Below are 14,367 nucleotides of genomic sequence, written 5' to 3'. Positions count from 1 at the left end.
GATCAGCCGTTAACCGCGATGAACTGCTCAACTTCCGCTTTCGTAGGCATTCCGTTCTGCGCCCCGAGCTTTGTCGTCGAGAGGGCAGCAACCGCGTTGCCAAATTTACAGGCAGCTTTCAGGGACAGCCCCTGGCCTAGTCCGACCGCAAGACCGCCGTTAAAGGAATCACCCGCACCTGTCGTATCGATAACGTCGACCTTGTATGAACGGACGTTGATCTCTTCTCCATCTTTATAAAAAGTTAGGCCCTTTGAGCCCTTCGTTACGATGACCTTTTCCTTGATGAACTGTTCATCCCGCCCTTTCAGCAGCAATTCGAGTTCGTGTTCATTCGGTGTGATGTAGTCGGCTTGCGATAGGAGTTCTTCAGACAACCCCTGAATAGGAGCAGGGTTGAGGACTACTTTAACACCGTTTTCCTTGGCGATGCTCACTGCTTTCTGAACACTTTCCAGCGGAATCTCCAGCTGAACGAGGAGAAAATCACTTCCGGCAATCGCATCCCGCTTTTTCTCCACAAATTCAGGGGTTACTTGATGGTTGGCCGCCGGTACAACGATGATGCTGTTGTCTCCTTCCGATACAAGGATGGTCGCTGTTCCGGTGGAGCCAGGGACCTGCTCTACGTCAGTTACGTCCACTCCCTGCTTGTTTAAATGATCCTTGAGCTCGGAGCCAAAAACATCATCTCCAACACAGCCTACCATGCGGACATCCGCTCCCAGTCTTGCGGCAGCTACTGCCTGGTTCGCCCCTTTTCCGCCGGGAATCGTTTTAAACTCCTGTCCGAGAAGCGTCTCCCCCATCTTCGGAACTTTGTTCGAAATCGTCACCAGATCCATATTAATGCTTCCCACTACCGTAATCTTAGCTGCCATCGCGAGCCCTCCTTTTTGTCGATTTCGTTCTCGTGCCTTTTCGGTGCCAGGCACCGGCGTTACACAAGTGTGTAATTGCGGTGCCTGGCACCAAAAACTTAGGCACCAAAACCCTTACACCTTCCTCGTTGATTCCCGTTCGATCAGTTCTACATCGAACTCAAAGAAGGTATTTTCAACTGCTTTTTTCTCGATCAGTTTGACAAGAAGATCCGCGACGATTGTTCCCATATCGTAGATCGGCTGGCCTACTGTGGTCAGTTCTGGCGTTGTAGCCTCAGCCAATGAGATTCCATCGAAGCCAATGATGGCCAAATCTTCGGGAACCTTTTTTCCGAACTTGTGGGCCGCTTTGATTGCACCGATGGCCATCACATCGTTTCCGGCAAAGATTCCATCGATCTCAGGATGGCGGCCGAGCAGTTGAAGCGTAGCGTTAATCGCTGTCTTCATATCATAGTTGCCGTCTTCGATATAGCTGCTGTCGAACCACGGTTCACTCCCCACTTCTTCCAGATAACCGGTACGGCGCTCCATCGCGTTATCAATATGCTCCGGTCCGCTGAGATGCGCGATTCGTTTACATCCCATTTCTAATAGGAAACCCGTCGCTTTTCGTGCGCCGCTCTTATTTTTTACAACCACAGTCGGAATGTCAGCATTGATTTTACGGTCGATGCTTACGACCGGTATGTTCAGCTGTCTCACTTTTTCGGCAGTCAGTGTATTGGATGCAACAATGAGGCCGTCTACATATTTCTGAAGCAGGATCTCAAGGTAATGCTCTTCTTTTTCCACGTTTTCATCGGTATTGCAGAAAACGACGTTATAACCAAGCTTGTGGGCCGTGTCTTCAACCGCCCTTGCCAGCTCCGGGAAAAAGGGGTTCACGATATCCGGTACCATCAGGCCGATGGTCTTTGACGTTTTCTTGTAGAGACTGCGGGCCACGGCGTTCGGCTTGTAGTTCAGCCGATCAATCGCTTCCTCCACCTTTTTCTTTGTATCTTCATTGACGTATCCGTTGCTGTTCAGCACCCTGGACACCGTCGCAACAGAAACACCCGCCTGCTTTGCCACGTCTTTAATCGTCGCCATAATCAAACACTCCGATAAACGCTATTTGGTGAGTTATGTTTTGTATGTGTAACCGGTTACACATACACTGTAAAAAAATCCGTCTTACAATATGTAACCGGTTACACACAGTATAATCCCCTCTTTTTGAAATGTCAAAGGGAATTATTTTTTGGTGCCAGGCACCGGCTTTTGACTATTGTCAAAAAGCGGCACACTGATCTGTTCGCCACAAAACTTTCATTGCAAAACTTTCTCCCTATTGACAAGTTCCTCAGCGCATAATAAGATTACTGACAGAATAGATAGAATTATCTGTTTATTTTTATGCCGTTATATGAAAACTGTGTTTTATATTATAAAACAATTTACCTCTTTGTGAATACATAAAAGCCAGTCTTACCGCTAATTTTCCAATTTTGAAAGCGCTGCCAACCAGGCGTTTTATAAAAACAAGGAGGGATTGGGTAATGGAAGCAAGACTTGAGACGAAGCAAGCAAAACCGGTTAATTTCGCAAGGAAGTTTCGGTGGACGGTTGTTATTTGGTTATTGATTGGAGGAATTATTAACTACCTTGATCGCGCTAACCTTTCCATCGCTGCTCCGGAAATGATGAAAGAACTCGGGCTCACTGCCACAGATATTGGATTGCTGGGCACGGTGTTTTCCTGGAGTTATGCGCTAATGCAGCTGCCATCCGGATGGCTGATTGACCGTTTCGGGACAAGAAAAGTTTATACGATCGCATTGATTTGGTGGAGCGGTGCTACCATGCTGACTGGTGCTGTTAATAAGATGTCTTCCTTTATTGCCGCACGGGTTTTGCTCGGTGTCGGTGAAGCTCCCTGTTTTCCGACGATGGCCAAGATCACTTCCTATTGGTTTCCGAAAAAGGAACGGGGGCTGGCCACCGGCATTTGGGACTCCTCTTCCAAATGGGGCCCGGCTATCGCGCCGCCTCTGCTCGTTTTCATCATGGTAACGTTTGGCTGGAGAGCCCTCTTTTATATCACGGGTGCGATCGGTATCATTTTTGCCATCGGCTTTTTCATCTTTTATAAAAACCCGGACAAAAGCCGCAAGCTTACCGAGGCGGAGCTGGAATACATCAAGTCGATGGAGCCGGCTCGGAACAAAACATTCAAGCGTCGAACATTAAATGGAGACAATTATTTAAGTATCGCAGTGTATGGGGCATGATTCTTGGCTTTTTCTGTACGATTTGGATCTGGAATATCTTCCTGGTTTTCCTACCGCTATTTTTGACCAATGTTCATCATGTTTCTTTAAAAGAACTGGGTATTTACGCAGGTATTCCATGGCTTGGAGGAATCTTCGGAAACATTTTTGGCGGATACCTTACGAAAAAGCTCGTGGATAAAGAAATTACTACACCTATTAAAGCAAAGCGTGCACTTATAGGGATCAGCGCCATCTCTGCTGCCATTGTCGTTTGTGCGGTACCTTTCGTGTCTAGCCTTACGGCGACGCTCACATTATTGACGCTCGCCCTGTGCTTTATTTCGGCGATGACCGGAAGTGCCTGGGCGCTTGCCGGTGATATCGCACCGCCTTCCATGGTGGCTTCAGTTGGCGCCATTCAAAATTTCGGCGGCTATTTTGGAGGAGCCTTTTCCCCTGTCATAGCTGGAATGATTGTGGATGCGACAGGTTCTTACTCCTTGGCGTTTATCTCCGGAGGTTTGATCGCCGGCTGCGCTGCACTCTGCTATTGGTTTATCGTCAAGAATCCAATTCAAGAATAGGGGGCTGTCAAATTGAAACCAAAAGTTTTTATTGCACGTCCTATACCTTCCGAGGTGGAAGCTTATATCGCTGATCATTGCACCTGCGAAAAATGGACCGGTGCGTCACCCATTACTAGAAATGAACTTTTAGAGAGGCTTAAAGATGCAGAAGGCCTGCTTATTACCGGGGAAAAGATTGATGATGAACTGCTGGATCATGCCCCAAATCTAAAGGCGGTCAGTAATATTTCCGTCGGCTATAACAATTTCGACCTTGATGCCATGAAAAGAAGGAACATCATCGGGACGAATACCCCTGATGTTCTCAATGAAACGGTGGCCGATCTGGCCCTTGCTTTAATACTGTCCACAGCGCGCCGAATTCCTGAGCTCGACAAGCTGGTGAAGGACGGAAAATGGGAGGATCAGGATGATGAGCCGCTTTTCGGCGTCGACGTCCACGGAAAAACGTTAGGCATCATTGGTATGGGAAGGATCGGCGAGGCCATCGGGCGCCGTGCAAAATTCGGCTTTAACATGACTATTCAGTATCATAACCGGCACAGGAAACCTGAATCAGAAAAATTATTGGATGCTGATTATGTCTCAATGGAGGAACTCCTGCAAACCTCAGACTTTGTACTGTTAATGGTTCCTTTTACAGAGGGGACCAAGCACCTGATAGGCAAAGAGCAGTTCGCTCTCATGAAAAATTCCGCCATCTTCATTAACACCTCCCGCGGCCAGACGGTCGATGAAAATGCCTTGATTCAAGCATTGCAAAACCAAAAGATCCTGGCCGCCGGCCTCGACGTATTTGATCAGGAACCCGTCTCACCTGACAACCCGTTGTTGAAGCTTCCAAACGTGGTGACCCTGCCTCATATCGGTTCAGCCACTTACCAGACAAGATTCGATATGGCAATGCTCGCTGCCAAGAACCTAGTCGCTGCCGTAACTGGAAAACAACCGCCAAACATCGTCCAAGAACTAAAAAGCGGGATAAAGATTTAATAACGGTGCCTGGCACCGTTAAATACATACTTCTAGCTCACTATAAAATAAATCCATTGTTGGATAATACTTTTTCATTTGTTTGTTATTGTAAAATAGTAGTCAAAAAAATAGCGAGAGGTGATGTATTTTGATGAAGATGGTAAAAAAAATGCTGATTCTTTTTGTAACGGGGTTTACGCTAGTTGCAGCACCAGGGTTATCGTACGCACAAACGCTGGTAAAGGGAAGTACAGGACATAAAGTAACCGCTCTGCAAAACCGCATGAAAAGTGCAGGATACTTTCACGGACCTGTTACCGGCTATTATGGACCTCTCACAAAATATGCGGTTGCTAATTTTCAGCTGGCTACCGGACTTGTCCCTGACGGTATTGCGGGACCGCGTACATTTGGAAAATTAAATGATGTTGAAGTAATGGCCAGAGTGGTTCACGGAGAAGCACGCGGTGAGTCCTACATCGGAAAAGTCGCAGTTGCTGCTGTTATCCTCAATCGTCTGGATGACTCCCGCTTCCCGAAGAATGCTCACGCTGTGATCCATCAGACTCATGCCTTCACTGCTGTTCATGACGGACAATATGACCTTTATCCAGGCTCCACTTCCTACCGAGCCGTCATCGACGCCATGAAAGGCTGGGATCCTACACACGGTTCGATTTTCTATTATAATCCTAACCTTGCTACGGACAGCTGGATATTCTCGAGAAAAAGCGTCACCCGCATCGGCAATCATCTATTCGCTAAATAATTATTGGTGCCAGGCACCCCGCTTTTGACATATGTCAAAGAGCGGTGCCTGGCACCACTTATGGTGGCACCACTTATTGTCGAAATAAAATTTTTTATTACAAAGTAATTCGACATAATATTCAGATATTTTCTGATAGATTAATATTTGCAGTCTATTATTGATGAAAAGGGGAAAGTAATATGAAAAAAAAGCTTGCTGTACTTTCAATGTGTTCCGCCCTGTCATTCTCACTGTTTTCGAGTATGATTGCCCAGCCCGCCAGTGCTGAGGAGTCATCCTCACCTGTCCATTATCTTCTTACATATAAAGGGAAAGTCCCTTCTAACCTGTCTGCAGAAATCGAACAGGCAGGCGGCTCTGTGGAACGAGTCGTTGAGGAAATTGGCGTTGTAGAAGCCAAATCTGCCTCCCCAGATTTCCTTGCAAAAGTTAAAGCAGATACAAACATACAAGCTGCGGACAAAGAGTTGGAAGTCTATTTGGAAGACGATCCGAATCCTGCTGACGGTCAGCCAATCACATCCATTCCGCAGCCTGACTGGAACGATCCGAACCAAAACTATCATGACCTTCAGTGGGATATCAAACGAGTCACTAACGAGTTCAAATCCTATGGCATCAACAAAGGTAACCATGATACGGTCGTAGGGATCATCGATACTGGAATGGACTTTGATCACCCAGATCTAAAAGCGAATGCCGATCTTGCCGGCAGTAAAACATTTGTGCCTGGCACGAAGGATGCCTGGGACAAAAACGGCCATGGAACACACGTAGCCGGTTCCATTGCCGGAAACGGTAAAGTATACGGCGTTGGCCCGAACTTAACCGTACGCTCGTACCGGGTTTTCGGTGCGACAGGCGGTGCACAGCAATCATGGATTACCGATGCGATCGTTTCTGCAGCGAACGATGGAGTTGAGGTCATCAACATGAGCCTTGGCGGATGGCGCTGGATGGCGAACAACCTTGGTGAAAAAGGCGATTCCGCTTCCATGGTGGCTTATCACCGTGCCATGCAGTATGCTGCGAAAAAAGGTGTGACGGTTGTCGTTTCTTCCGGCAATGACTCCCGCAACTTGAATGACATTCATGACATGCAAACTTACTGGAAGGAAACGTATGGATTGGATATTAAGGGGCCTTCCCGTGTGGCACCTGCCCAAGTTCCTGGAGTCGTAACCGTTTCATCTTCCAACAAGTGGTCTAATGACAAAATCGCGTTCTATTCCAACTATGGCAGCGTGATCGACGTGGCTGGACCTGGCGGTGACAACGGCCCGGCATACGATGCCCTGTATCGCCAAGATCCAAAAGGAGACTATCTTAATAAGCGTGACTTTATGTACCGTGCATTCTCAACTTGGCCAACCTACCTGGCACCGTATGTAACAGGAAACTTACAGGGTTATGCCCTTCTTCACGGTACTTCCATGGCTGCACCAAAAGTAGCCGGTATCGCAGCGGTCATCAAATCACAGCATCCTGAATATTCACCGGCTCAAGTTCAGGCGAAGCTGCGCCAGACAGCTGTCGATCTTGGAAAAGTGGGACAAGATCCGCTATTCGGGTCTGGAGAAGCCAACATCTATAATGCATTAACGAAATAAAAGTAAAATAAAAGGATCCCTCCCAGGGGGTCCTTTTATCTTATTTTTACATCCACCAGATCAGCGATCTTCACTCGATGGACCTCATGGTGGAAATCGACGACGCGCAGCTCTTTTTTATACCGATCTGCATAATGCACCTTCCCGATCAGCAAATGAAAGTCCCCACTTCCAAAAATGGTCATACACAGATCCAAATTTTCGGCCATCGCCTCGCAGATGGTTTGTTCCATCAGCTCGTATTGCTGCTCATCCAGTTCCGGTTTTGTCTTCTTTTTATGATCCCAGTCAAACTCCCTTAAGCCCTTCATATGCTCGGGCATAAACATCCCTTGCCATTTCATCTTTCCGCGGTCACGAAGCATATTCTTCACCTGCCTTATCCTATTATATGCGAATATACGTTCGGTTTACACTGAAAATAATTGACAAATGATGCGCGGGATTTGTATAAACATGTAAATTGAAGGAATCGTTCCCATCGTTGGTCTGCAACCGTCATAAGGAATGTGTAAATTTAAAAATATTTTCACCAAACCTGTCATTTTCTGTTATATTAAAAAAGATATTGCAACGATTAATAAGATTATTAATGGCTTATGACTATAATGAAGAGGTTGATGAAATGGACAGACGTTCAGCGAAAAAGCAGCGCAGAAAAAAACGCAGAGGACTAAAGATTACTCTCCTTATCCTCGGCGTATTATTGCTCATCGGAGCAGGCGGCTTCTACTATATTTATGGCTCGGTGAAAAACACGGCCAACAAAATGCATGATGATGCGGCGTGGGATGGTTCCTCTAAACGGAAGGGCGATCTTACTCCTTCAAAAGGCGACCCGGTCTCCATCCTGATTTTAGGCGTTGATGAGCGTCAAGGTGACCGCGGCCGATCCGATACGCTCATTCTAGTGACCGTCAACCCGAATACGAACAAAATGGTCATGACCAGCATCCCGCGTGATACCCGGACTGAAATCATCGGAAAAGGCCGGGAGGATAAAATCAACCATGCCTATGCCTTTGGCGGAACAAAAATGGCCATCAAGACCGTTGAAAACTTCCTGGACGTGCCCGTCGATTATTTTGTAAAAGTAAATATGGAGAGTTTCAAAGGAATTGTGGATGCGCTTGGCGGTGTGACCGTAAACAACGAGCGCCTTGCCTTCAACTATGATGGCTATTCGTTCCCAAAAGGCGAGCTGAAGCTGTCCGGTAAAGAAGCACTAGCTTACACCCGTATGAGAAAAGAAGATCCTGAAGGCGACTTCGGCCGTAATGAACGCCAGCGCCAGGTGATCAGCGCGATCGTTAATGAAGGTGCACAAATTTCTTCTGTTACGAAAATGGGCGACATCTTAAACGTAGTCGGCTCCAACGTAAAAACGAACATGACCTTCGACGAGATGAAAGACATTCAATCCAACTATAAAGGCGCGCGCAGCAACGTAGAAAACATCGAGATCAAGGGCCAGGGCCAGCGAATCGGCGGCATCTACTATCTCATCGTGCCGGAAGACGAGAAAACCAAAATTCAAACCACTTTAAAAAAAGAACTGGAAATCTAATTTGAAAGCAGTGAACCTTGCGGGGGTCGCTGTTTTTTTGTGGCGTGATGTTTATGCAATGGCGGATTGCGAGCTGTTGGATGCCGGATGAGTAAAGTGCTGATCGCGGCTTACAATGAATGCGACGCATCCTGTTGGATGGTGCCGTGTATAAACGGATTGAACATAAAAATCTGCGGTGGGTCTATTTTGCATGCAAATCTGGCGTTTTAGCTCCAAAAATGGCTTTTCAGTAGTAAAAAGCCCTCTTGCGGAAGACTCCGATGTGACATTTACTCAAAATCATTCATTTGTTCTAGAAAAAAGCCTCGGCTGGGCGGCGGCCTTTTTGAATAGTTTTCCTCAAAAAAGATCAGGCAAAGACGACTGCCCGATCTTTTTATTATCGACATCCCTACTTTTATTATTGAATGAGCTTTTAGCCCATTCAGTTATGCGTTTACCAATTAATTATACTCGACTAGATTATTGAAAGATCAACGACGCCGCAAGCACGGATGCTTGCGGCTTTTCATCACCATTTATAATTGTAAATCCTCCAGGCGGCTTTCTCACTGGATTTTGAAAGATAAAGGGTTTGATGGTACGTGTACATATCATCTTTGTCATATTGATAGACTTTCAGATACCATGCTCCGTCCTTGGTATAGTACGTGATGGAAGGCTTTTCAGGCGCCTCTTTCCCGCTCCAGTCAAATCCCCAGATCCGATACATCGGGAAGTCTGTCGCCAGCCACTCATACAGCTTGTTTCCCTTTTTGTCCTTCTTGTGTGAAGTCATGTCATATGTTAAGAGATTGTCGATGTAGGCTGAAGTATAGCCGGGCGATTGCAGCTGATGAATCTGCTTTATTGTATATGTCTTGTTGTTGGCGATCTTATCTTGAATGTTTATGGCTCTGTCTGTAATCGATTTGGCGTCTGAACGGGACATCGTATGGTAGAACCTTAGATATTTGGTCGCGACATAGCCGTTTTTCTTGTTGTATTTGATCTTGGCCCATCCGCTCTTCGTCTGGGAGTAGATGGTTAGCCTTGTATTGTCTTTATGCGACCCGATAATCTTGTACTGTGTTCCCGGCCCGCTTCTGACGTTCAGCTTTCCTGATGTAATATCAACATAGGCCGTTTTTGTGGATGAGGCTTGAGCGATTCGGGACGGAAAAAGAGAAGTGACGAGCCCGATGGCCAGCAACACAATGACTACGATTTTCAGAAAGCCCTTTTTCATGCCGAGTTTTTCCTCCCTTACGGATTTTCGTGGACATGCCGTACCGTTCCATCTTATGTCTCATGACTATTGTTTATGTAAAATAATAGAAACAATAACCAGTCTTTTACATACCCTTTTTTTCGGTGTTGCAGTCCAAAAAAAAACGACGAATTTCATCATTCGCCGTTCTGCATTTTTACGATTTGGCTGACTCTGTTTTGCATGGAAGCGATAACCGTTTTCTTGTATTGGACCGCGAGCAGGAGGACTTTCATCTGCTGTGCCCGTGACAGGTTTTGAAAACGGGGTTCCTTTGTTAAAAATGCCCGGACGATCTTCCAGCTTTTCGGATGCATCGGAAAATCATCGATCGGCTGCCTGCCGCTGAAGCGCGTGAGCCATGTTTTGAAGCCGGAAGGTTCATCGACGATACACGGCGCATATTTGTTTTTCGTATTTTTTTTCAGATAATCCAGACGGTCCTGTCCGCTGACAACTACATAATGGCCGTCTTTCTTGCTTTTCTGGACAACAAGCACGTTCATGCAGTCCCACATGATATTTCGGAGCTTCTTCAAATGCTCCGTTAATTTTATGGATATTCCGGATTTAATGCTGCTCAGAGGGATATATTGCACCGTAAACTTCATGTTCTGCCTCCTCCAAAAGATGAGTGAGCGTGATATTCTTAGGCAGTATATGAAAAACGTGGGCGGATGATACATTGTATCATCAAAAGCAGACGGTTCTTCCTCCTTCTCTTTGGCCATAATGGTAAGGAATCTTGAAAGGGGGTGAGGACCTTGAGAAGAAAAACAATTATGGTATTCAGCACACTTTTTATGATCTTCATGCTTGTCCTGTTCATCATTTACCTTGTCAAGGGCGATTCTTCACGCTGGCAGGTTGCTCTCGGTGGAATAGTGGTAAGCGGACTTCCGCTTTTGCTGCTTCGGTCAAGGCCGATTCCTTTTAACACCGCCCTTATTATCGGCTATTATCTGTTTCTTTTTTGTACAACGTATTTGGGCTCTCTTGCGAGTTTTTATCTGCATTTCAAATGGTGGGATACCACGCTTCACCTCTATAAAGGAATCTTTGTCGGTTTTGCCGCCATCGCACTCTATAAAATCTTTATCCCGGCGCGTGTGCGAAAAGACGTCTCACCCTGGATGATCTTTCTCCTCGTCTTCTCCCTTCCCGTCATCGCCACCGTTTTGTGGGAGATCTACGAGTTTGTGGGTGATCAGTTTTTCACCCACACGATGCAGCTGGGTGGAAACAAGGACACGATGCTCGATATCATCTTCGGCATGGCGGGCGGGCTAGTTGTAGCGGTTTATGCCTGGCTTCGCCGTGGAAAAGTCTAGTAGTAACGATGGGGTGCCAGGCACCGCCGTTACATACTTGTGTAATTGCGGTGTCAGGCACCGTAAGATAGAGGGAGGTAGTTGTATGTGGATTGCCGCCTTGTGGGGAGGCGTTTCCGGCTCTGCGGTTTTACTGGGAGCCCTAGCGGCGATGTCTTTCCCCATCAAAAAGAGAATCATCGGCTTTATCATGGCGTTCGGGACGGGTGTATTGATCGGCGCTGCCACCTACGAACTGCTTGGGGAGTCCGCTCATTCAGGAGGATTATTTCCGACGTCCATGGGATTTTTAATCGGGGCAGTTGTATTTACTGTGCTGGATCTCATCGTTTCCCGGAAAGGAGCACACAAAAGGAAACGGTCAGCTGGACAGGATGGGTCACCGAGCGGCTCCGGCTTTGCGATTTTTATCGGAACCGTGATGGACGCCATCCCCGAATCCATCATTGTCGGGGCGAGTCTGATCGAGAATAACAGCGTCAGCTGGCTGCTCGTCATCGCCATTTTTATCAGTAACATTCCTGAAGGGCTGTCAAGTACGGCAGGGATGCTTAAAAGCAATATAAGTAAAAAGAAGATTCTTGTTCTCTGGATGACCGTTCTGATGATCTCGGCGTTCTGTTCATGGGCTGGATATCTATTTCTGGAAGATGCTTCAGAAGAACTGATGGCGATCATCGCTTCCTTTGCGGCAGGCGGGATCATCACCATGGTCGGCTCGACGATGCTGCCTGAAGCTTTTGAAGAAGGGGGTTCACTTGTCGGGCTGATCGCTTCTGTCGGGTTGCTCATTTCTCTCATTTTAACAAGAATTTAATGATGTCATCTGGTGTCAGTTCCGTCTTTATAAATGGACGGGAACTGAATTTTTTTTGCAATAACTACATAATTCCTTACAGCATCTCGGAACATACGGCTTGCCGGGTGCCGAGAAAAACAGGCTGCGCGGCGCCCGTATCTTTAATCTCGATGAAAGGACCAAGGATGTTCTCGTCGAGACACATATGGTGTTTGCCAAAGATTATGGGATTCAATAAATAAACAGTGCCAGGCACCCGTTTTGACATATGTCAAAAGCGGGGTGCCTGGCACTGTTTTGCTTTATTAAACGCTTTTCGCGCGTCTTCCACTGAACTTGCCAACCACCACAACCAGAATAGCGAGAGCAATCGGCAATGCAAGGTGAAGGTTAAAATGAAAGGCCTCTAAGTAATGACCGACGGCCTTGTCCTTTAACATCATCTCGCCGGCTGTGTAGCCCAGAAGAGCTGCCCCGATGATGATGATGATCGGGAATTTCGCCATAATCTTCATCAGAAGCTGGCTTCCCCAGATGATCAATGGAATACTGATGATCAAACCAAGAATGATGAGCACTATGTTTCCGTTCGCTGCTCCTGCCACGGCCACAATGTTATCGAGACTCATGACCAAGTCAGCAACAATAATCGTTTTGATGGCTCCAGACAAGCTGGAATTTGCCTCAATGTTTTCATCCTCTTCTCCCTTTAGAAGACTGATGGCGATCCATAAAAGCAGCAGTCCGCCAACAAAGTTCAAGAAAGGAATTTTCAGCAAGTATACTGCGACAAATGTTAAAACTACCCTTAGAAATACCGCCCCAAACGTCCCAAAGAAAATCGCCTTATTCCTGTGCCGCTCCTCAAGGTTACGGCAGGCGAGTGCGATAACGACCGCATTATCACCGCTTAACACAATATTTATAAGGAGGATTTCCAAGAGATTTACCAATAAATTATCCATGAAACCACCTTATCTATAACGAATGTTTTTCTAATTCACATTATAATAGTTTACCATTTTTTATTCGATATCATAACATTTTTGCTCATAAAAACTATTTTTAGCATTAGACTTTGTAAAAAAAGGTGACAACCACCATACAAAAAGGGCGACAAGACATTTCTCAGAAATACTTAGTATTACTAAATAGCGCCATGTCCATCCGGTAACTGCAATCGCTCAGTAAATAGGAGGTTTATCTCCTGTGTACACCACCTCTCCCCTATTGAAATTAGTCAGTTCAAAAATCACTTTCGACATATTTCCCGGGAAAGTGCCTATCACTTCTAATAAAAAAGCCCTTCTGCATGCCGCAGAAAAGCTCATCTAATCATCGGCAAAAGAAGCACCAGTCTCACTGTCATCGTCATATCTAGTAGAGAAAGCTTTCCTATACGGGACCATTAATCCTTCCTGTTTTCATGGATCGGATAAACGATGGTGTTTAACAAGGCACCAAGAATGATAATCATGGCAGACAAGTAAAACCAAAGCATCAGGACGACAATCCCGCCCAGCTGCCCATACAGCGCTGAATAATTGTTGCCCCTGACATAAGCGGCAAACCCCATCGAAACGAGCTGCCAGCCGATCATGGAAAAAAAGGCGCCTGGCAGTACTCTCGCCACCTTTAACTTGGCGTTCGGAGCAAAATAATAAAGTCCGATAAAGAACAGGAATAAAAAAAGAGTTCCGATCCCCCACTGTATGAGGATCCATAATTTATGATAGCCCTCTAAAGAAAACACATCGTTTAAGTAATGCTTCATCAGCTGTTCAATGATCGGAACGAATACCGAGAATAAAATCACGAGCATGAAGCCGATCGTTAGCAAGATTCCTTCTAATATTTGTTTAATAAAGCCTTCCTTTACCTTAATATCGTACGCATCATTCAATACGCGTTTAATGCATTGAAAACCCATCGAAGAAAGCCATAACGTGAAAATTAAACTGAATGAAAGCAGATTGCCCTTCTGGAGCGTCACCGTATACGCCAGCGTCCTTTCGATCAGATGGTACGTATTTTCCGGCGCATAGGGTTTAGCAAGTTCCAAAATGTTTTCTTCTTGTATGGGCAGGTAGGCCAACAATGAATAAATTACCAATAAAAAAGGAAACACGGACATCAAAAAGTAATAGGCCATTTGGGCCGACAAATCATAGACTCTCAACGTAAAAAAGCGGTTAGCGAGCTTTCTGAGAATATAAGCAGCGGTCATAATTAGCCCCCTTTCCCTTTACGGCCGGTTTGTCATTCCGCAATTATACCTATCACTGAATAAAATGCAAATGGAAGGACTCCCCACTTCTGCCTTCCTCTGGTG

General features: G+C 46.1%; 16 protein-coding genes. 9 read left to right on the top strand and 7 right to left on the bottom strand.

All coding sequences use genetic code 11. The features are described from left to right. Positions 1 to 2: 2 nt before the first annotated feature. Positions 3 to 881 carry a ribokinase gene (rbsK, locus tag QYF49_RS01560; RefSeq protein WP_290397880.1) on the bottom strand — a complete coding sequence of 293 codons (879 nt, stop codon included), beginning with the start codon at positions 879 to 881 and terminating at the stop codon, positions 3 to 5. Between the two features lie 114 nt (positions 882 to 995). Next, complete coding sequence (locus QYF49_RS01555; RefSeq protein WP_290397879.1) at positions 996 to 1,979, bottom strand: LacI family DNA-binding transcriptional regulator; 984 nt, start codon at positions 1,977 to 1,979, stop codon at positions 996 to 998. Between the two features lie 449 nt (positions 1,980 to 2,428). Between QYF49_RS01555 and QYF49_RS01550 the strand changes: the two genes are divergently transcribed. From QYF49_RS01550 to QYF49_RS01530, 5 genes are all read left to right on the top strand, one after another. Further along, positions 2,429 to 3,160 carry an MFS transporter gene (locus QYF49_RS01550; protein WP_290397878.1) on the top strand — a complete coding sequence of 244 codons (732 nt, stop codon included), beginning with the start codon at positions 2,429 to 2,431 and terminating at the stop codon, positions 3,158 to 3,160. Beyond that, positions 3,157 to 3,726: an MFS transporter gene (locus tag QYF49_RS01545; RefSeq protein WP_354005784.1), complete on the top strand. Its 570-nt coding sequence runs from the start codon at positions 3,157 to 3,159 to the stop codon at positions 3,724 to 3,726. Before QYF49_RS01550 ends, QYF49_RS01545 begins: the two co-directional genes overlap by 4 nt. Before the next feature lie 12 nt (positions 3,727 to 3,738). Then, positions 3,739 to 4,722, top strand: coding sequence for a 2-hydroxyacid dehydrogenase (locus tag QYF49_RS01540; protein ID WP_290397877.1), 984 nt, complete (start codon positions 3,739 to 3,741; stop codon positions 4,720 to 4,722). Between the two features lie 133 nt (positions 4,723 to 4,855). Beyond that, complete coding sequence (locus QYF49_RS01535; protein ID WP_290397876.1) at positions 4,856 to 5,473, top strand: cell wall hydrolase; 618 nt, start codon at positions 4,856 to 4,858, stop codon at positions 5,471 to 5,473. A gap of 182 nt (positions 5,474 to 5,655) precedes the next feature. Then, positions 5,656 to 7,086 carry a S8 family serine peptidase gene (locus QYF49_RS01530; RefSeq protein ID WP_290397875.1) on the top strand — a complete coding sequence of 477 codons (1,431 nt, stop codon included), beginning with the start codon at positions 5,656 to 5,658 and terminating at the stop codon, positions 7,084 to 7,086. Positions 7,087 to 7,121: 35 nt separating this feature from the next. Here QYF49_RS01530 and QYF49_RS01525 read toward each other — a convergent pair whose 3' ends face one another. Continuing rightward, complete coding sequence (locus QYF49_RS01525; protein ID WP_290399012.1) at positions 7,122 to 7,451, bottom strand: YolD-like family protein; 330 nt, start codon at positions 7,449 to 7,451, stop codon at positions 7,122 to 7,124. A gap of 260 nt (positions 7,452 to 7,711) precedes the next feature. On the opposite strand from QYF49_RS01525, the gene tagU reads away from it, so the two are divergent. Together tagU and QYF49_RS01515 are read left to right on the top strand one after the other, a co-directional pair. Next, complete coding sequence (tagU, locus tag QYF49_RS01520; protein ID WP_290397874.1) at positions 7,712 to 8,653, top strand: polyisoprenyl-teichoic acid--peptidoglycan teichoic acid transferase TagU; 942 nt, start codon at positions 7,712 to 7,714, stop codon at positions 8,651 to 8,653. A 193-nt stretch (positions 8,654 to 8,846) separates the two neighbouring features. Beyond that, the gene (locus tag QYF49_RS01515) at positions 8,847 to 9,125 is read left to right on the top strand and encodes a hypothetical protein (protein WP_290397873.1); all 279 of its coding nucleotides are present in this window, start codon (positions 8,847 to 8,849) and stop codon (positions 9,123 to 9,125) included. Between the two features lie 42 nt (positions 9,126 to 9,167). On the opposite strand, the gene QYF49_RS01510 is transcribed toward QYF49_RS01515, so the two are convergent. Next, entirely contained in the window at positions 9,168 to 9,884 is a 717-nt protein-coding gene (locus QYF49_RS01510; protein ID WP_290397872.1) for an SH3 domain-containing protein, read from the bottom strand. A gap of 158 nt (positions 9,885 to 10,042) precedes the next feature. Further along, the gene (locus QYF49_RS01505; RefSeq protein WP_290397871.1) at positions 10,043 to 10,516 is read right to left on the bottom strand and encodes a hypothetical protein; all 474 of its coding nucleotides are present in this window, start codon (positions 10,514 to 10,516) and stop codon (positions 10,043 to 10,045) included. A 153-nt stretch (positions 10,517 to 10,669) separates the two neighbouring features. Between QYF49_RS01505 and QYF49_RS01500 the strand changes: the two genes are divergently transcribed. Both QYF49_RS01500 and QYF49_RS01495 read left to right on the top strand, forming a co-directional pair. Continuing rightward, positions 10,670 to 11,236 (top strand): DUF2238 domain-containing protein, encoded by a 567-nt coding sequence (locus tag QYF49_RS01500; RefSeq protein ID WP_290397870.1) that lies wholly within the window; start codon positions 10,670 to 10,672, stop codon positions 11,234 to 11,236. 85 nt (positions 11,237 to 11,321) lie between these two features. Further along, entirely contained in the window at positions 11,322 to 12,053 is a 732-nt protein-coding gene (locus tag QYF49_RS01495; protein WP_290397869.1) for a ZIP family metal transporter, read from the top strand. A 287-nt stretch (positions 12,054 to 12,340) separates the two neighbouring features. Here the strand turns inward: QYF49_RS01495 and QYF49_RS01490 are convergent, their stop codons facing one another. Next, entirely contained in the window at positions 12,341 to 13,000 is a 660-nt protein-coding gene (locus QYF49_RS01490; protein WP_290397868.1) for a TerC family protein, read from the bottom strand. A 443-nt stretch (positions 13,001 to 13,443) separates the two neighbouring features. Next, entirely contained in the window at positions 13,444 to 14,262 is an 819-nt protein-coding gene (locus QYF49_RS01485) for a YihY/virulence factor BrkB family protein (RefSeq protein WP_290397867.1), read from the bottom strand. Between the last annotated feature and the right edge of the window lie 105 nt (positions 14,263 to 14,367).

Source organism: Fictibacillus terranigra, from assembly GCF_030412265.1.
Classification (GTDB): domain Bacteria; phylum Bacillota; class Bacilli; order Bacillales; family Fictibacillaceae; genus Fictibacillus_C; species Fictibacillus_C terrinigri.
This window is presented reverse-complemented; position numbering and strand designations above follow the sequence as displayed.